Raw genomic sequence first — 17,774 nt, forward strand, 5'->3', positions numbered from 1 at the left:
CTCGGGGGAGGAGGGCGATGCGTGGGTGAAGGACACCGCACTCTATGCTGTCAGGTTTCCAGCCAGAGATCGTCGGGCGGCCGCATGGCCAATTTCTTCGAGAGTCCCTTCAAGGGCATCACGCTGGACCGGCAGGTCACCCATCCCAACATCGTCGTCGGGCGCCACAGCTACTACTCCGGCTACTACCACGGTCACAGCTTTGATGACTGTGCGCGCTTCCTGCTGCCCCATGAGGGTGCGGACCGGCTGATCGTGGGCAGCTTCTGCTCCATCGGCTCGGGTGCGGCCTTCATCATGGCTGGGAATCAAGGCCATCGGAACGAATGGGTCAGCACCTTTCCGTTCTTCTACATGTCAGAGGTGCCGCACTTCGCCGGCGCACGCGACGGATACCTGGCGGCGGGAGACACGGTCATCGGCAACGATGTCTGGATTGGCTCGGAAGCCATCATCATGCCTGGCATCCACGTCGGTCACGGCGCCGTCATCGGCACCCGGGCGCTGGTGACCAGGGATGTCGAGCCCTACAGCATCGTCGGGGGCAACCCGGCCCGGCCCATCCGCAAGCGCTTCTCCGAGGAGCAGATCGCCATGCTGCTGGAGATGAGCTGGTGGGATTGGCCCGACGCGCGATTGCACGAAGCCATGCCTCTTCTGTGCGATGGCGATGTCGCGTCCCTGCATCGCTGGTGGCAGGCCCACCTCCGCGGTACTCCATGAATCATCCCGGATGACCTAACGTGACCGCGCCGGTGAAGCCCACCCCGGCGCGTCCATCTCGAAAGCGTCAGCCCATGCCCCACTTCGAATCACCCGAAGCTTCCTCTCGTGCCGCCCCGCTCATCGTGGCGCTCATGCTCGCGCTCACCGCCTGCGGGCCCGACCTGGTGCAGGAGGGGACATGGGGTCAGGGCGCCGCGACGGCGCTCACCGCCACGGCGAACCTGTCCTCGGTGCGAGAGGACCACACGGCGACGTTGCTGCCAGATGGCCGGGTGCTCGTGGTGGGAGGACTTGTCTCCGGTAACATCGGCCTCGCCAGCGCGGAGCTTTATGATCCGGCCACCGGCACCTGGTCCGTCACCGGCTCGCTCGCGGAAGGCCGCTTCAACCATGCGGCGACGCTGCTTCCCGACGGCCGGGTGCTCGTGACAGGAGGCCGGGGGGGCGGTGAGCTCGGTCCCCGCTCCAGCGCGGAGCTGTACGATCCGGCCACGGGAACGTGGTCCACCACGGGCGCGCTCGCGGTGGCTCGCTACTTCCACTCCGCGACCCTGCTGAGCAACGGCAAGGTGTTGGTGGCGGGGGGCCTTGGCGTCGGCGTCACCGGATCCAACATCCTCGCCAGCGCTGAGCTTTATGATCCAGCCACCGGCACCTGGGCGACCACCGGCGCAATGCCGAACATCCGCTACAGGCATCAGGTGACGGCGCTGCTCACTGGCAAGACGCTCCTCGTGGGCGGACACGCCGCGTCCGGCGCCTACTACTCCTCGTGCCTGCTCTACAATCCGGCGACCGGCACCTGGGCCGCGACTGGCGCGCTCCCCGCGTACCGCGCCTATGCCGGACAGACGCTGCTGTCCGATGGCAGGGTGCTTGTCACGGGAGGAAGCAACGCGAACGTCAGCCTCGCCACGGCCGTGGCGTACAACCCGGCCACGGGCACCTGGGCCGCCACTGCCTCGATGTCGGAGGGTCGTTCCTTCCACACCGCGACGCTGCTGTCCCAGGGCAGGGTCCTCCTCGCGGGCGGAAGCAAGACCGCACAGGTGTATGATCCGGCGACCGGTTCCTCCACGGTGGGGGCTCTCTCGCAGGTCCGTTCCAGCCCCACGGCGACGACGCTGCTCGATGGCCGGGTGCTCGTGGTGGGCGGGCGCGGCCTCAGCGGCGCGCTCGCGACCTCCGAGGTGTTCGACCCGACCACGGGCTCGTGGGCACCGACTCCGACCCTGGCCGAGGCCCGTCAGCTCCACACGGCGACGACGCTGGACGACGGCCGGGTGCTCGTCGTGGGCGGGCTGGGCGCCACCGGTCCCCTCGCCAGCGCCGAACTGGCGGACCCCGCCACGGGCACCGTGTCCGTCACCGGCGCGCTGGCCCAGGCCCGCGACAGCCACACGGCCACGCGGCTGGCGGATGGCAGGGTGCTCGTCACCGGCGGAAAGGACGCCAGCGGCGCGCTCGCCACCTGCGAACTGCTGGATCCGGCCACCGGCACCTGGACGACGACGGGCTCGCTCGCGCAGGCCCGCCGCGTCCACACGGCGACGCTGCTGCCCGATGGCCGGGTGCTCGTCACCGGCGGGCTGGGCGCCAGCACCCCCCTCGCGACCAGCGAGGTGTTCGACCCGGCCACCGGCACCTGGACGACGACGGGCTCCCTGGCGGCGGCGCGCTCGCTCCACACCGCGACGCTGCTGCCCACCGGCAAGGTGCTCGTCGCGGGCGGCAGGAGCGCCACCGCGGCACTGGCCACCGCCCAGCTCTATGACCCGGCCACCGGCGCTTGGACCGCGACGGGCGCGCTGACGGCGCGTTCGGCTCACACGGCGACGCTGCTGGACAACGGCAAGGTGCTCGTGGCCGGTGGAGATGGCGCCACCGTGGCATTGGCCACGGCCCAACTGTATGACCCGGCCACCGGCGCGTGGACCGCAGCGGGTTCGATGGCGGTGGGGCGCTCCAGCCACACCGCGACGCTGCTGCCGGATGGCCAGGTGCTGATGGCGGGCGGCAAGGTCACCACCGGCTTCATCTCCAGCACCGAGCTCTTCGAGCCGACGCTGGGCGCCTGGCACACCTCCGCTCCGCTCACGACGAGCCGCGCCTGGCACACCGCGACCGCGCTGCCCGACGGGAAGGTGCTCGTCATGGCGGGGCTCGGCCCCAGCGGCACCCTGCGCGGCTTCGAGCTGCATGACCCGGCCGTCGAAACCTGGAAGGCGACCGGTCCGCTCGCGCAGGCCCGCCGCTACCACACGGCGACGCTGCTGCCGGACGGCCGGGTGCTCGTGGTGGGAGGGCAGGGGGCCGCTGGCGCGCTGGCGAGCGCGGAGCTGTATGACCCGGCCACCGGCACCTGGGCGACCACGGGCGCGCTCACCGGGGCCCGCTACGGCCACACCGCGACGCTGCTGCCGGATGGCAGGGTGCTCGTGGTGGGAGGCATCGGCACGGCGGCCCTCGCCACGGCGCAGCTGTATGATCCGGCGACGGGCGTCTGGACCTCCACGGGCTCGCTGACCCAGGCCCGGTACTTCCACACCGCGACGCTGCTGCCCACTGGCAAGGTGCTCGTGGTGGGAGGCTATGGCACGGCGGCCCTCGCCACGGCGCAGTTGTATGATCCGGCGACGGGCGTCTGGACCGCCACGGGTTCGCTGCCCACGGTCCGCTACAGCCACACGGCGACGCTGCTGCCCGCGCAGTTCCAGATGACGCCGGGGCAGGTCCTGGTGGTGGGCGGCCAGAGCACCACCGCCGTCACCTCGGCCCTCGCCACGGCCGCGCAATACAACCCGACGACCGGCACCTGGAGCGCGGTGAGCGCGCTGACCCTCGCCCAGGCCCGTGCCTTCCACACCGCGACACTGCTCAATGACGGCAACCTGCTCGTGACGGGTGGGACGGGCACCAGCGCCTCCCTCGCCACGACCGAGCTGCTCAATCCGTTCTTCAAGGCCCCCTCCGTGACGGCCAAGGGGGTGCTCATTCAAGCCCGCGCGCGCTTCACGGCGACGGCGCTGCAGGATGGCCGGGTGCTCGTGGCGGGCGGGACGGGCGCCACCGCCATCCTCGGCAGCGTGGAGGTGTATGCCTCCGGCGCGTGGTCGAACACAGCCACGCTCATCCAGGCCCGCCGGGCGCACACGGCGACACGGCTCTCCAACGGCCAGGTGCTCGTGGTGGGCGGAGAGAACGGCACGAGCCTCCCGTACCTCGCGACCGCCGAGCTGTACTGAGCCGCGGGCCGCGCAGGGGCGTCGCATCGCAGGTCATGCGACGCCCCGCGACAGATGCGGAGGCGCGCCCCCGCCCGCTGCTTCAGGTCCTCGCCCGCACGAAGTCGACGAAGGCCTTGAGCACGGGCGGCAGGTGCCTGCGGCTCGGGTAGTAGAGGAAGAACCCGGGGTAGGGCGGGCACCAGGCCTCCAGGACGCGGACCAGCCGCCGCTGCTGCACCAGGGACTCGATCTGGGACTCAAAGACATACCCCAGCCCCAGGCCCGCGAGCGCGGCCTCCAGGATCTCCACCTGATCGCTCAGGGCCAGGGAGCCCCGCGTCTCCACCTCCAGCTCCTGGCCATTGCGCTCCAGCTCCCAGGCGTAGCGTGAGCCATTGCTGAACCGCAGTTGGATGCAGTCCTGTGTGGCGAGGTCCTTCGGGGTCTTCGGAAGAGGGTGCTTCGCGAAGTACTCCGGCGAGCCGACGATGGCCGAGCGCAGCGGAGGCCCGAGCGGAATCGCCACCATGTCCGCGGCCACGCGCTCGCGGAAGCGCACGCCCGCGTCGAAGCCCTCCTTGACGATGTCCACGAACGCGGGGTTGTCGACGATGTCCACCTCGATGCCCGGGTAGGCCGCCATGAAGGGGCCGAGCACCGGCATCAATCCCAGCCGCGTCGCCACCCGGGCCGCGGTGATGCGCAGCCGGCCCACGGGTGCCTCGCGGAAGGCGTTCAGGTCATCGAGAGCATCGTCGATGTCCCGGAACGCGGGGCGGAGCCGCTCGGCGAGCCGCTCTCCGGCCGCTGTGAGTCCGACGCTCCGGGTGGTGCGGTGCACCAGCCGCAGGCCCAGCTTCTCCTCCAGCCCCCTCAGGCTGTGGCTCAGCGCCGAGGGCGTCACCCCCAGCGCCCCCGCCGCGCGACGGAAGTTCAGGTGCCTGGCGATCTCCAGGAACACCGTCAGCTCACGGACGTCGGCCTGCATGGATGCTCCCTCTCCACTGTTGAGCGGGGCTCAACGGTCTTGTGCATGCTGTATCCATTCCCTCATGGATGGCCAGCGCCTATTTCTATGCGTGTGGAACCCCTCCCAAGGAGCACGCACATGAAGACCTGGCTCATCACTGGAGCATCCCGTGGATTTGGACTTCGCATCGCGCAGGCGGCGCTCGACGCGGGTGACCGAGTCATCGCCACCGCGCGCAACCCCCAGAGCATTCCCCTTCAGGCGCACCCCCGGCTGGTCGTCGCGAAGCTGGACGTGACCGACGAGGCCGAGGCCCGGCGCGTCGTGGCGGACGCGGGGCGCATCGACGTGCTCGTGAACAACGCGGGCTTCGGGCTGCTCGGGGGCGTCGAGGAGTCGAGCGCCGAGGAGATCGAGAAGCTCTACCGGACCAACGTCTTCGGCCTGCTGGCCGTCACCCGCGCCGTGCTGCCCGTCATGCGCCAGCAGCGCTCCGGGCATGTCATCAACCTCTCGTCCGTCGGCGGGTACCGCGCGGGGGCGGGGTTCGGCGTGTACTGCTCCACGAAGTTCGCCGTGGAAGGGCTGAGCGAGGCGCTGCATGAGGAGCTCGCCCCGTTGGGCATCCACGTCACGGTCGTTGAGCCCGGCTACTTCCGCACCGACTTCCTGGATGAGATGTCGCTCACCCGGGCGGCGAAGATCATCCCCGACTACGCGGAGACGTCCGGCGCGACGCGCGCTCGCGCCACCCAGATCAACCACCAGCAGCCGGGAGACCCGGCGAAGCTCGCCACCGCGCTGATGGAGTTGGTGAAGCTGGAGCGGCCCCCGCTGCGCCTCGCCCTGGGCAGCGACACGGTGAAGGGCATCGAGGACAAGAACGCCTTCGTCGCTCGGGAGCTGGCCGCCCACCGCGCGCTCTCCCTCTCCACGGACTTCACTTCGTAAGTCCGGTTTCAGGAACGACGGGTGGAGGCTTGGGGGCGGAGCGTAGGACGCAAATGACCGACTGGTCGTAATCCGGAAGATCGAAGTCACTCAACCCCGGTGCGACCGTCGTCACGAGTGCTTGTCGGGCGGCCATATACCAGTCGGGTGGCTCGATGCAGTAGGTGGAGGATCCACCCGGCATCGCTCAGCGATCCCTGGCGGGCATCGTCCGCCAGTTGCTGCTCAGTCGGGGCACTCACTTCCATTCTGTTGTTATCAATTGATTCTTGGACCAGCGTACGCCGGGCAACTCGAAGGCCTGTTCCTCGGACAGGTCTTCATCCGTGAATCCAAACTCCGTGGTCGTTCCTTTGTGGAAGAGGTTGTAGGCCGTCCACGCATCCTTGGGGCTGGTGCGCGGCGCGCTGACCTTCCACTTCACGAGGTATCGACCGTCGAGCAGTTGCTTGTGGGAGATCACGATGGGGCGCTCCGCTACCTCGACGGGGCACGCATCGAACGCTGGGAGCCCTCCCTTCGACGACCAGAAAAGGCGGCAGGCCGCGCCCTGAATCGTTCCCTTCTCGCTGGTGATGAGCTCGTGATGAGCGACGTGCAAAGGGCCCCGGTCGTGAAGCCGGAAGTTCCCGTCGAACAGCAGGTCGATGACCGCCTCGTGGCAGGGAACAGAAGACTTGTTCTCAAGAATGATGTGCCATGGGTGGATGTCCCGATTCGGGGTGCTGTGTCCGGACAGGGACAGATGAAAGGTGACTCGGAGGTCCGGCACTTCTTGCCGTCGGGACACGTCCCGTATTTCGTATTCCTCCATGGGCTTCGATTGATACTCGAAGCGCTTGTAGAAGAGCTTGTCTCGGGCCTGATGGGGGGCTCGGACGCTCTGGGGCACATGGACCACATAGGCGACGCGCCCCGGGCTCGATTTCGTCAGTGGAATCTGTTGGATCCGAACGCCATCGATGCGCCGCTGGATGCCCGAGTTGATGACCTGATCCAGCCACTCGCGTGTCACCACCGCGGGGTCGACACCTTCGTCGATTCGCTCCGCCATCCGAGTCTGCTTGTTCTCGGGAATCCCGTAGACAAGCGTTCCGCCCGCTGAATTCGCGAGGGCTGAAACATCTTTTGTGATTTCGTCCTTCACCTTCTCGGTGCGGTCAAGTGCCTTGGATGCTTTGTAGTCCAGGGTCAGCGACTCCTGGACCTGGCTGTTGATGAGTTCAAGGAGGTCCTCTTCTGCCCACTCCCAGGGTTTCTTCACGTGACTCCTCTGGCTGGCGCGATGACTGCTTACCCCGTGAGTGTCCGACATCCCTTCGAGGAAGGCACATGGACTCGGGAATGTTTGTCCGCGCGGCGACCGCTATCCGAGGATGAAGTCCTTGGGGCGCAGCGGCTCGGGCTGGGGCTCGCCCAGCGCCTCCAGCATGTTGATCTCCGCCGTGCGGGACATCGCGAGCAGGGGCAGGTCGTTGGGTGTGTTCCCGAACGGCTCCTCCAGCTCTTCGCTCAGGAGGTCCAGGCCGAAGAAGGTGTAGGCAATCATCGCCGACAGCACCGGGGTGAACCAGCCCATCGACTCGGCGAGCCCGAAGGGAAGCAGGAGACAGAAGAGGTAGGCGGTGCGGTGCAGGAGCACCGTGTAGGCGAAGGGCAGGGGCGTGAGGCGGATGCGCTCGCAGGCGGTGAACACGCTCATCATGACGTGGACCCGTTCGTTCAAGGCAGCCCAGGTGATGTCGGTGAGCCGACCCTCCCGCAGCAGGCGGGCCAGCTCCACCTGGTGCTCGCGCAGGAGGGCGTTCGGGCGGTTCCCGCTGGCCAGGACGCGCGAGCGCTCGGGCTCCGAGACATAGAGTCCGATGTCCTCCGTGGCATCCTGCCCCCGCAGGTGCGCGGCGAGTGCGTACGGGAAGGCGATGGTGCGGTGCACCAGTCTCCGGGCCGCCTGCCGCCCCGCGACGGGCAGCTCGGCAGTCCCGTCGTCCAGCAGCGCGATGGCCGCGTGGGTAAAGGCCCTCACCTCGATGATGAGCGCGCCCCACTGCTTCCGGCCCTCCCACCACCGGTCGTAACAGGCGTTGTTGCGGAACCCGAGGAAGATGGAGAGCGCGATGCCGAGCAGTGACAGCGGCGCGGGCGACGTGACGGGGAGCCGCAGGTATCCCTGCTTGAGCGTCAGGACGACGAGCGAGGCGAGTGCCGCGACGCCGAGGACGTGGGGCAGGACGCGCGGCAGGATGGTGCCGCGCACGACGAACAGGAGCTTGAAGAAGCCAGGACGGGGACGGACGATCACGAGGCGTGTCTCGTGCCTCAAATCCCCGTGTATCGCAAGCGTGCCGCCCTGGACTGCCTGCCCCCAGGAGGCTGAATGCACCCGAAAGGACTTCACCGGTTCCCCTCGCCCACGCTTGCGGCGCTCCGTGCAGCTCTTCCCCAGGTGCTCCCGGCTCTGTCTACGTCGCGAACCGCTTCCGGTAGTCCCTCGGCGAAATGGAGAGGTTGCGCTGGAAGGTCACCCGCATCCGTTCCTCGCTTCCGAAGCCGCACATCCGGGCGACCTGGTCGACGTTGCGCTTGGAATCCTCCAGCATCCGCCGGGCCGCCTCCAGCCGCATGACCTCCACCGCCTTCGCCGGGGTGCGGCCCGTCTTCTGCTTGTAGACGCGCGCGAAGTTGCGCGGGCTCATGCGGGCTCGGTCCGCCAGCGTTTCGACGGTGAGATCGTCACTGCCCAGGTGGTCCGTGATCCACAGGTGCAGCTCATCGAAGTCGGCGCTGTCCTGGGTCTGTGATTGCAACAGCTCGCTGAACTGGGATTGACCGCCCGGACGCTTCAGGAAGACGACCAGCTCCCGGGCCACCTTCATGGAGATGTCACGTCCATGGTCCGCCTCCACCAGGGCGAGGGCCAGGTCGATGCCCGCGGTGACTCCGGCGGAGGTCCACACCCGGCCTTCCCGGACGAAGAGCGCGTCCCGGTCGAGCTGGATGGACGGGAAGCGCTCGCGCAGCAGATCGCACAGGGCCCAATGCGTGGCCGCGCGCTTGTCGTGAAGCAGCCCGGCTTGGGCCAGCAGGAAGGTGCCGCTGCAGACCGAGGCGGTACGGCGCGTCGCTTCCGCCTTGCGCCGAAGCCATTCAATCAGGGGCTCGGAGCGGGCCAGCACCTGCTCGATGTCCGGTGAGCCAGGAACGACGACCGTGTCCACGGGGACGTCCGTGAAGCCGGCGAGCGGCACGGTGTGCAACGCGACGCCTTCGGCCGTCTGCACCAGCCCGCCGTCCAGGCTCACGGTGTGGCGGACGTACCCGGGCTCTCCGCGCTCGGCCAGCGCCTTCGTCGCGGCCCAGAACACCGTCTGTGGCCCTGTCAGGTCCAGGAGCCCCATGTCCGGAAAGGCGACGAAGAGCACGGTGCGCGGCCCGTAGGGGTTTGGCAGAAAACCAGGGTTGGTTGGCATGGCTGCCAGAGCCTTTCATCCGTACGTTTCCACCGTCAACTGAAAGGCAAACATGAAAATCGTGGTCATCGGCGGCACGGGCCTCATTGGAACGAAGCTGGCGAAGCGGCTTCGCGAGCAGGGCCATGAGGTGGTGGCGGCGGCCCCCAGCACGGGCGTCAACACCCTGACGGGCGAGGGGCTGGCGGAGGCGCTCGCGGGCGCGCAGGTGGTGGTGGACGTGGCCAACTCACCGTCGTTCGAGGACAGGGCCGTGATGGAGTTCTTCGAGACGTCGGGGCGCAATCTCCTGGCGGCGGAAGAGAAGGCCGGCGTGAAGCACCACGTCGCGTTGTCCGTGGTCGGCACCGAGCGGCTTCTGGGCAGCGGCTACTTCCGCGGCAAGATGGCCCAGGAGAACCTCATCAAGGCCGGCAGGACTCCGTACACCCTCGTGCGCGCGACGCAGTTCTTCGAGTTCATGGGCGGCATCGCGCAGGCGGGGACGCAAGGGGAGACGGTGCGCCTGTCCACGGCGCTGATGCAGCCCATCGCGTCGGACGACGTGGCGGACGCGGTGGCGGATGCGGCGCTGGGCGCGCCCGTGCAGGGAATCGTCGAAGTGGCCGGGCCGGAGCGCGTTCGGCTGGTCGATGTCGTCCAGCGTTACCTGCGCGCGAAGCGGGACGGTCGCCAGGTCATCGCCGACGCGCGTGCTCACTACTTCGGCGTGGAACTGGACGACACGGCGCTCACGCCGAGCGGCAAACCGCGCCTCGGGACGACGCGGTTCGACGCGTGGCTCCGCGCTTCCGTGTCGTAGCCGCGCCTCGTTGGAAGTTCGGGCCCGCGCTCCGGATCAGGACGCGCGACCGGACGTCGTTGCTGTGAAGCGGGCCTTGTCGGTCCGCCACAGCTTCTCGAGGGCGGCGTCGTAGCCCACCACGACGTGCGGCCAGCGCTCGCGCACGCTGTCGAGGAACACGTTGCGCGCCGGCGGGTCACGGAAGGCGACCGAGAGCGAGGGCTGGTCCGTGAAGCGCAGCTTGACGAGGTGGTTCGTCTGGATGAGCACCCCGTTGTGGCGAACCTCCTCCTCGGCGCCGTGCACCCATGCCAGCGACTGCAGCCGCCGGGCCTGAAAGGTCAGCGGCAGCAGGGTGAAGGCGAAGTTCGGCGCCATGATGAGGCCCCAGGCACGCGCCGCGGGCATGGCGGCGGCCAGCTCCCGCTCGGCCTCGTCGAGAGTCCCGGGGCCGCCCCGATGCAGCCAGCGCAGGTTCGGGTGCAGTTCGGGCTTGAGGCGCCAGACGAGCCCGAGCGCGAGCCCCACGAGTCCGAAGGCCCCCACGGAGCCCGTCATCCCGAACAGGAGGACTCCACCTCTCAGGGCGCCGCCGAGCACACTCGAGACCCGCCAGAGCAGCAGCGCTCCGATGAGCACGAAGGCCCCACCCAGGACGATGAAGCGGTTGCCGACGCGGCGGATGTGGGAGCGCAGGTGCGGGGTCGACACGGGGTTCCTCTTCGCAAGGTGCCGCCGCAGCCTACCAGCACACGGCGCATCTCCCGCCGGCCCTCCGGGACGTCGCTGAGCCGCCGCCCAGGCCGCTGCCCCTCTCGGGCGCTGCCGCGTAGAGGAAGGACGGGAGCCCTGATGGAATGCTCGACCGCGACAAGGCGCTGGATCATGCGAAGCAGGGAGGCAGCCCGTTCCTCCCCGATGTCGAACGAGCGCTTCGAGCGAAGGAGGGAGTCTGACCCCGGTGGGCGGGAGTTGGAGCCCGCGCTCCGCATCACGACGCGCGAGCCCGTACGAACCGCCAGGCGAGGAACATGAGCAGTCCGGCGATGGCGGCCTTGAGCAATCCGCCTGGAATGAAGGGAACAAAGCCCTTCTGGAGGGCCGTGGCGAAGTCGAGGGAGGCCGCCACGCAAAGCCAGGACACGCCGACGGCCAGGATGACGAGCTGGCCCGCGATGAAGAGGGGCACCGCCGTCCACGGTCGCCTGTCGTAGCCGTGGCGCGCCGCGAGGCCCACGAGGAAGGCCGCGGGGAGGAAGCCCACCAGGTAGCCGCCGGTCGGTCCGACAAGCTGTCCCCAGCCGCTGGCCGCCTTGGCGAAGAACGGCAGTCCCACGGCCCCCAGCAGGAGATACGCGAGCTGCCCGGCCATGCCGCGCCTGGGTCCGAGCGCGGCGGCCGTGAGGACCACCGCGAGCGTCTGTCCCGTGATGGGCACCGGTGAACCTGGCACCGTGAGGGCGACCTGCGCGAGCAACGCGGTGCAGAGCGCCGCGCCGAGGACGAGCGCAACCTCCTGCGCGCGCGTGAGCACGAAGACATCGGCCAGGACGCGATGAAGTGGAGGACTGGCGCCCGGGCTCAATGCGAACCCACCAGCGAGGCGTGCGAGCGGAGTGACGACGGGGAGGGGCGTGGAGACACGGCTCGATGCTCGGTGAGGACGGGCGCCGGTGCAAGGATGCCGGCGCCCGGGACGTGTCATCGCCGTGAAGCGCCGGAGGCCCGTGCTCGTGGCTTCAGGGCGCGCCGCACGCCGCCGCGCCGAGCGCGGTGACGAGATCGGTCCGGGCGAAGTAGGCGAACCCCGCGATGCGCAGGCCGTTGCGGGAGGGCCGGTCGTCGGCGCGGAAGGCGTCGAGCACGGTCGTCTCCGCGAGTTCGAGCGCGTCGGAGGCGCGGTTCTCGGAGAACCACTTCCCGGAGTAGTCGCACTCGGCGGAGAGGATGGGCCACACCTGGACGGGGCGGCTCCACTCCCGCGAGAGGGATTGGAGTCGCGGACGTCACCCGTTCCGCTGCCTTCTATGACGCGGCCCTGGGGGCGCTGGGCCTCCGCCGGTCCGCGCAGCTTCCCGAGGATCAAGGGACGGATGCCATCGGTTACGGACGCGACTACCCGATCTTCCGGATCGATCGCTTCCACCCGCACAGCGTGGAGCAACACACGGCTCAACCCTCGGACGGGGCGCTGCTCAGCCAGAAGAAGTCGTCTTCGCTGGCCAAAGCCTTCTCCAAGAACTCTCCAAAGGACCGCGCAATGACCCGGGAGTGGACGGGATCCGGGAACGTTCCGTGGTAGCCGTCGCGCAGTGTGTAGCGGGCGTTCTCCTGTTGCCCCACGTCAACCAGGACGAAGTCCGTGTCCTGGAGGTCGACGAGCGCGTACCAGGACGCCGGGCCGTTCGCGTCCTGATCGCGTCCCTGGATGGCCACGCGTGCGCGGCGAATCTCAGCCAGCGGGAGGATCCAGAAGTTGGTATCCGGCCAGGGCCGAAAGAGGGCTGCGCCGTCGCAGGTGGATTCGGGAAGTGGTGTTGGGTGATTTCCGCAAGCAGCCGGGGCATGTGCGTAGTCATCGCGCCGTCCTCAGTCCGAGTACGGGCGAGAAGGGCCCGGAGTCAGCCACTTCCCACCGGGCGCAGCAGGAAGCGTCCCTGCCAGTCGCCCTTGAAATCGGCCAGCCAGATGCAGCCCATGAGCGCATGCCCTTGCGCTGCGCACCTTGCCTCGCACCGGGACATGAAGGCGGCGCTGCAGTGCCATGGCCCGTAATAGATGGTCGTCCGCAACTGACCACCCTCCGGACGGGGGAAGGGCGGGCTCACCCACTTCGCGGTGGCGAGATTGCCAACGGCTCCGACGGTGGCTGAGCCGCACCCGACGAGGGTGAGCGCAAGGGTTGTGCTTACGGCGCGCTGGAGATGGCGGACGGCTGGCATGTCGGAACATGCCAACATGGGCAAGAGAGAAAGTTAAGTCGCGGCAGCGAGTTTTCCTGGTGGTGGAGCGCGGCCCGTCGGTGATGGGGAGGCGGCTCACCTCACCCACTCGAAGGGTGCACCACGGGCAGGTCCTCCTGTTCCTCCTCCTCATCGCGCGAGCGCTTCGACTCGCCCCGCAGCTTCTGCATGAGCACGTAGAGGCTGGGGATGAAGACGAGGTTGACGACGGTGGACACCAACATGCCTCCGAAGACCGCCGTGCCCAGGCTGTTGCGCGCGGCGGCTCCGGCGCCCTTGGCCAGCATGAGCGGCACCACGCCCAGCAGGAAGGCGATGGAGGTCATCAGGATGGGGCGCAAGCGCACCTCGGAGGCCTCGATGGCGGCGTCCATGGCGCTGCGTCCCTGCTCGCGCAGCTGTTCAGCGAACTCCACGATGAGGATGGCGTTCTTGCTCGCCAGCCCCACCAGCATGACGAGCCCCACCTGACAGAAGACGTCGTTGGGCAGCCCTCGCAGCATCTGCAACCCCAACGCTCCCAGCACCGCCAGGGGCACCGAGAGGATGACCACCAGGGGCAGGGTGAAGCTCTCGTGCGGACAGCTTCTCAAGGGCGACGTCTTCCTCTTCGTCGGGCGGTGCCGTCGCCGCGCCAAGGTGCTGTACTTCGACGGCACGGGGCTTTTGCTGCTCACCAAACGCCTCTTCAAGGGACGCTTCGCCAGGCCCTGGGTACAGGCGGGTGCGCTGAGCGTGGAGCTGACGGTGGCCGAGTTGTCGCTGTTTCTGGAGGGCTGCGAGCTGGCCGGGCGCTGGAAGCTATCGCCTCCCGCCTTCGAGGAGAAGGAGCTTGCGGTGGCGCCCGCCGTGTAGCGCTATCGCGGAAGTGTGGTGCGCATCGAGCATGTGACAGACCTGGAAACGGCGAAGCAGATGGCCGCGCTGCTCGAGGCGGAGCATGCGCGCCTGCACCAGCGGCTGGAATTGCTGGTGCAGGAGAATGCCAGGCTCAAGGGTGAGGATGCCCAGGCGCGACTGCAACTGGAGCTCACCCAGCTTGCGGAGCAACTGGCGCTCATGCAGCAGCGCCTCTTCGGCGCCTCCAGCGAGAAGCGAAAGCCAGCAGTGGAAGCGACACCGCCGGCGAGCGCACGCAAGCAGCGCGGGCACGGGCCGCGTGCCCAGCCGCAGCTGCCCGTGCAGGAGGTGGTGCTGCCCCTGGACGAGGCCGACAAGGTGTGCGGCCTGTGCGGCGGTGCGTTGAAGGAGTGCGCGGGACAGACGGAGGACAGCCAGGAGGTGAGCGTGGTGGAGCGCCACTTCGTCCTCAAGCACTACCGTCGGCAGAAGTATCGCTGCCCCTGCGGGTGTGCGCCCGTCACCGCGCCGGCCCCGCCGCGCCTCATTGAGGGGGGCCGCTACTCGGTGGACTTCGCCGTCCACGTCGCCCTGCGGAAGTATGGCTTCCACCTGCCACTGGCGCGCCAGGAGCGCATGTTTCAGCGAGAGGGCCTGGTGGTGGACAGCCAGACGCGCTGGGACCAGCTCAACGCGCTGGCCCACCACCTGCAGCCCAGCTACGAGGCGCTGCCCGCGGTTGTCTTCTCCTCCCCGCTCATCCACGCGGACGAGACGCACTGGTACATGCTGAACAAGGGACCGGGGAAGAAGTGGTACGCGTGGACGGTGGCCTGTGCGGACGCGGTGTACCACCGGATTCTGCCCAGTCGCTCCGGGGCCACCGCGAAGCTGGTACTCGGTGACTACGCGGGCGTCGTCATGGTGGATGGCTACGCCGCCTACCAGACGGTGACGAAGCCTGGAGCGGATGGGCCAGCCTCCTGCTCCCTGGTGTCTTGCTGGGCCCACGTGCGACGCAAATTCGTGGAGGCCGAGAGAGTGGCCCCCGTGTGCGCCGAGGTGCTGTCGCTCATTGGCCAGCTGTATGCCATTGAGGCCGACCTGCTGCACGCTGCGCTCGCCGCCATCGAGACTCCCGGCACCGTCACGCTCCCGTCCAGCTCCGACTGACACCACCGCGCCCATCGAAGCCGGGCGGGGGCTCATCCACGCCCCGTCCAGATGGGGCGCGGCGAGCTGTTACCCATGGGCTTCCCTGGTGGTCTCCGCATTCCTGTAGTTGAGTCAGTCCATGCGAAAACTCCTCCTCCTCTGCTTGCCGCTGTTCGCCTGTGTGACGACGAAGTCCGTCCCGGTCCCGGCTTCTGCCGACTCCAGCGCGTTGCATCAGGTGAAGCGGGTGAAGGTGGCCGAGGGGGTCGAGCTCGAGCTGCTCGACTTCGGAGGCCAGGGACCCGCGCTCGTCTTCCTGTCGGGCCTGGGCAACACGGGCCACGTGTTCGACACCTTCGCGCCGGAGTTCACCGCGGCCCATCACGTCTACGCCGTCACCCGCCGGGGGTTTGGCTCGTCGAGCTGGCCCGAGCAGGGCTACGACACCGCCACCCTGGGCGAGGACGTCGTCCGGGTGCTGGAGGGGCTGGGAATCGCGAAGGCGTCATTCGTGGGCCACTCCGCCGCCGGGCCAGAGCTCACCTGGGTGGCAACCCATCACCCGGAGCGCGTGGAGAAGGTGGTCTACCTGGACGTGAGGACCAACGGTGACCTGCTGGCGGAGCTCCTTACGGTCCTGCCCATGCCTCCTCCGAGCGAGCCCGCTCCCGAGGACGTGGCCTCACGCGCCGCGCTCGCCGCCGCGGTCGCGAGTGACGTCGGAGGAGCGTTCCCCGCGCACGAGATCGACGAGGCGAACGAGTTCGATCCGAAGACCGGGCACTACCTGCGCGCCCGCAGGTGGCCGCACGCGGAGGAGCGGGTGATGAAGGGTTTCTCGAAGGTGGACTTCGCGGCCGTGACGGCGGCCGTGCTCTTCCTCTACGTGGATCAGCCTCGGTTCGGGCGGCCGGAGGACCTCCCAGGCTTCTCCCAAATGGACCTTCCCGTGCAGGAGAAGTTGAGGAACCTGGGCGCCAGGGCGCTCCAGCGGGACGCCGAAATGCTGAGCGTGATGAGCATGCCGAACTGGAAGGGCATCAAGCTCGAGCACGCGCGGCACTACGTCTGGCTCACCAACCATGACGAGGTGCTGCGCGAGATGAAGACCTTCCTCGAGACATTTTGAAAGGGCGGCGAAGGCGCGCTGGATGAGCGCATCTCTTGTTTCCACACTTCGAGCAAGCGAACACGTCCAGCGCTTTCCGTCCTGCGTAGCAGCCTGGCGAGAGTCCAATCGTGGTGTGCGCTCCTTCTTCGGCTCCTCCCTCGTCGCGGCAAAGGACGGGCTCTCTTCCTCCGGCTCCGGCCTCGCCCCTGCTTGGGGGAAATGGCTCGCCTGCGCGGTGAAGACCCGGGATGCTACCTGCTGCGCGCCGCCCTTGCCGCCATCGAGAATCCCGGTACCGTCACGCTCCCGGCCAGCTCCGACTGACGCCACCGCGCCGTGCTTCAATGCCCGGCGGGCTCATCCTCGCCCCGTCCAGACGGGGCGCGGCGAGCTGTTACGATGAAGTAGCCCTGGTCCTCATCCGGGATGAAGCCGGTGGGCACCACGCGGAAGAGCGCCACCGTGGCCCCGAGGAAGGCGACGAAGACGAGCAGCACCAGGACAGGCTGCCGGAGCAGCCGACGCAGCATCCCGCCATAGAGCCGCTTCGTCCCGTCGAGCACCTGATCCACCTTGCGGAAGAAGATCCATTTCTCCGCGTGGTGGCGCTTGAGCAGCAGGGCGGAGAGGGCAGGGGTGAGCGTGAGTGCACACGCCGTGGACAGGGCCACCGGGACGAACACCGCCACCAGCAGTTGATTGACGCCAAGGCCCAGGGCAGGGCGGCCGTTGAAGCGCAGGAACTGGCTGTAGTTCTCGGCGCCCATCTCCGCGTGGCCCACGTCCTTCACGCGGACCAGCTGGCCGTCGGCGCCGCGCAAGACGACGATTTCGTCGAACTCCTCGGGCTCGATGAGACGTCCGCTCGCACGCACCGCCAACTGGTAGTCCTGGTCCGCGCGGCTGGGAGGCTGGCCCACCTGGCCCGCGGCCACCTGCAGGTTCTGCTCCTGGAGCGCGCGCCACGTCCTGGGGCGTGAGCTTGCGGCGGGCCAGCTCCGTGGGATCCAACCACAGGCGCATGCTGAACCGGCGCTCGCCGAACAAGCGCACGTCGTTGACGCCCCGCACGCGCTTCAAGGCGTTCTTCAGGTTGATGTCGGCGTAGTTGCTGATGAACTCGGCGTCGAAGCGCTCATCCGGGCTGTACAGGCCGAAGGAGATGAGCAGCTGGTTGGCGCCCTTGTTGACGACGATGCCCGTCTGGTTCACCTGCGAAGGCAGGCGCGCGGCGGCGCGGCCCACGCGGTTCTGCACGTCCACCGTGGCCACCTCGATGTCGCGGGTGGGCTCGAAGGTGATGGTGATGGCGCTGGTGCCGTCGTTGCTCGACGTGGAGGAGATGTAGCGCATGCCCTCCACGCCGTTGAGCTCCTGTTCCAGCGGGATGGTGACGGCGCTCTCCACCACCTCCGCGCTGGCGCCCACGTAGGTGGCCGTCACCGTCACCTGGGGCGGGGCCAGATCCGGATACTGCGCGATGGGCAGGTTGGGGATGGCGATGCCCCCCACCAGGGTGAGCAGGATCGAGATGACGGCCGCGAACACGGGCCGTCGGATGAAGAAGTTCACCATGG

General features: G+C 68.5%; 15 protein-coding genes and 2 pseudogenes. 7 read left to right on the forward strand and 10 right to left on the reverse strand.

Going from position 1 to position 17,774, the window contains the following annotated elements; genetic code table 11:
- Positions 1 to 84 precede the first annotated feature (84 nt).
- Positions 85 to 723, forward strand: coding sequence for a type B chloramphenicol O-acetyltransferase (gene catB, locus D7X74_RS00265; protein ID WP_120530870.1), 639 nt, complete (start codon positions 85 to 87; stop codon positions 721 to 723).
- Between the two features lie 74 nt (positions 724 to 797).
- Positions 798 to 3,971 carry a kelch repeat-containing protein gene (locus tag D7X74_RS00270; RefSeq protein WP_120530871.1) on the forward strand — a complete coding sequence of 1,058 codons (3,174 nt, stop codon included), beginning with the start codon at positions 798 to 800 and terminating at the stop codon, positions 3,969 to 3,971.
- A gap of 82 nt (positions 3,972 to 4,053) precedes the next feature.
- Here D7X74_RS00270 and D7X74_RS00275 read toward each other — a convergent pair whose 3' ends face one another.
- Positions 4,054 to 4,941, reverse strand: coding sequence for a LysR family transcriptional regulator (locus tag D7X74_RS00275; RefSeq protein WP_120530872.1), 888 nt, complete (start codon positions 4,939 to 4,941; stop codon positions 4,054 to 4,056).
- A 120-nt stretch (positions 4,942 to 5,061) separates the two neighbouring features.
- On the opposite strand from D7X74_RS00275, the gene D7X74_RS00280 reads away from it, so the two are divergent.
- The gene (locus D7X74_RS00280; protein ID WP_120530873.1) at positions 5,062 to 5,874 is read left to right on the forward strand and encodes an oxidoreductase; all 813 of its coding nucleotides are present in this window, start codon (positions 5,062 to 5,064) and stop codon (positions 5,872 to 5,874) included.
- A gap of 238 nt (positions 5,875 to 6,112) precedes the next feature.
- Here the strand turns inward: D7X74_RS00280 and D7X74_RS00285 are convergent, their stop codons facing one another.
- The 3 genes from D7X74_RS00285 to D7X74_RS00295 form a co-directional block, all read right to left on the reverse strand.
- A complete protein-coding gene (locus D7X74_RS00285; protein WP_158620233.1) occupies positions 6,113 to 7,138 on the reverse strand; it encodes a helix-turn-helix domain-containing protein in 1,026 nt (341 codons plus the stop codon).
- Positions 7,139 to 7,240: 102 nt separating this feature from the next.
- A complete protein-coding gene (locus D7X74_RS00290) occupies positions 7,241 to 8,176 on the reverse strand; it encodes a bestrophin family protein (protein ID WP_120530875.1) in 936 nt (311 codons plus the stop codon).
- A 160-nt stretch (positions 8,177 to 8,336) separates the two neighbouring features.
- Positions 8,337 to 9,344 (reverse strand): GlxA family transcriptional regulator, encoded by a 1,008-nt coding sequence (locus tag D7X74_RS00295; RefSeq protein WP_120530876.1) that lies wholly within the window; start codon positions 9,342 to 9,344, stop codon positions 8,337 to 8,339.
- A gap of 52 nt (positions 9,345 to 9,396) precedes the next feature.
- Here D7X74_RS00295 and D7X74_RS00300 point away from each other — a divergent pair, with 52 nt between their 5' ends.
- Positions 9,397 to 10,146, forward strand: coding sequence for an SDR family oxidoreductase (locus D7X74_RS00300; protein ID WP_120530877.1), 750 nt, complete (start codon positions 9,397 to 9,399; stop codon positions 10,144 to 10,146).
- Between the two features lie 36 nt (positions 10,147 to 10,182).
- Here D7X74_RS00300 and D7X74_RS00305 read toward each other — a convergent pair whose 3' ends face one another.
- The 5 genes and pseudogenes from D7X74_RS00305 to D7X74_RS00335 all read right to left on the reverse strand — a co-directional run.
- Positions 10,183 to 10,839, reverse strand: a complete 657-nt coding sequence (locus tag D7X74_RS00305; RefSeq protein ID WP_120530878.1) for a hypothetical protein — start codon at positions 10,837 to 10,839, stop codon at positions 10,183 to 10,185.
- Positions 10,840 to 11,119: 280 nt separating this feature from the next.
- Complete coding sequence (locus tag D7X74_RS00310) at positions 11,120 to 11,662, reverse strand: biotin transporter BioY (RefSeq protein ID WP_233595204.1); 543 nt, start codon at positions 11,660 to 11,662, stop codon at positions 11,120 to 11,122.
- A 205-nt stretch (positions 11,663 to 11,867) separates the two neighbouring features.
- Entirely contained in the window at positions 11,868 to 12,086 is a 219-nt protein-coding gene (locus D7X74_RS00315) for a hypothetical protein (RefSeq protein WP_120530880.1), read from the reverse strand.
- 214 nt (positions 12,087 to 12,300) lie between these two features.
- Positions 12,301 to 12,564: a hypothetical protein gene (locus D7X74_RS43850; protein WP_233601907.1), complete on the reverse strand. Its 264-nt coding sequence runs from the start codon at positions 12,562 to 12,564 to the stop codon at positions 12,301 to 12,303.
- Positions 12,565 to 13,171: 607 nt separating this feature from the next.
- Positions 13,172 to 13,669, reverse strand: a pseudogene (locus D7X74_RS00335) (efflux RND transporter permease subunit); the annotation flags it as partial.
- Between D7X74_RS00335 and tnpB the strand changes: the two are divergent.
- From tnpB to D7X74_RS00350, 3 genes are all read left to right on the forward strand, one after another.
- Positions 13,638 to 13,946 carry an IS66 family insertion sequence element accessory protein TnpB gene (gene tnpB / locus D7X74_RS00340; RefSeq protein ID WP_120530882.1) on the forward strand — a complete coding sequence of 103 codons (309 nt, stop codon included), beginning with the start codon at positions 13,638 to 13,640 and terminating at the stop codon, positions 13,944 to 13,946. The pseudogene D7X74_RS00335 and the gene tnpB sit on opposite strands and share 32 nt — an antisense overlap.
- A gap of 18 nt (positions 13,947 to 13,964) precedes the next feature.
- Positions 13,965 to 15,104, forward strand: coding sequence for an IS66 family transposase (locus tag D7X74_RS00345; RefSeq protein ID WP_120530883.1), 1,140 nt, complete (start codon positions 13,965 to 13,967; stop codon positions 15,102 to 15,104).
- Positions 15,105 to 15,225: 121 nt separating this feature from the next.
- The gene (locus tag D7X74_RS00350) at positions 15,226 to 16,215 is read left to right on the forward strand and encodes an alpha/beta fold hydrolase (RefSeq protein ID WP_233601908.1); all 990 of its coding nucleotides are present in this window, start codon (positions 15,226 to 15,228) and stop codon (positions 16,213 to 16,215) included.
- 353 nt (positions 16,216 to 16,568) lie between these two features.
- Here the strand turns inward: D7X74_RS00350 and D7X74_RS00355 are convergent.
- Positions 16,569 to 17,772: pseudogene (locus D7X74_RS00355) on the reverse strand (efflux RND transporter permease subunit); the annotation flags it as partial.
- Positions 17,773 to 17,774: the final 2 nt, after the last annotated feature.

The organism is Corallococcus sp. CA047B (assembly GCF_003612065.1).
In the GTDB taxonomy this organism is placed as follows: domain Bacteria; phylum Myxococcota; class Myxococcia; order Myxococcales; family Myxococcaceae; genus Corallococcus; species Corallococcus praedator.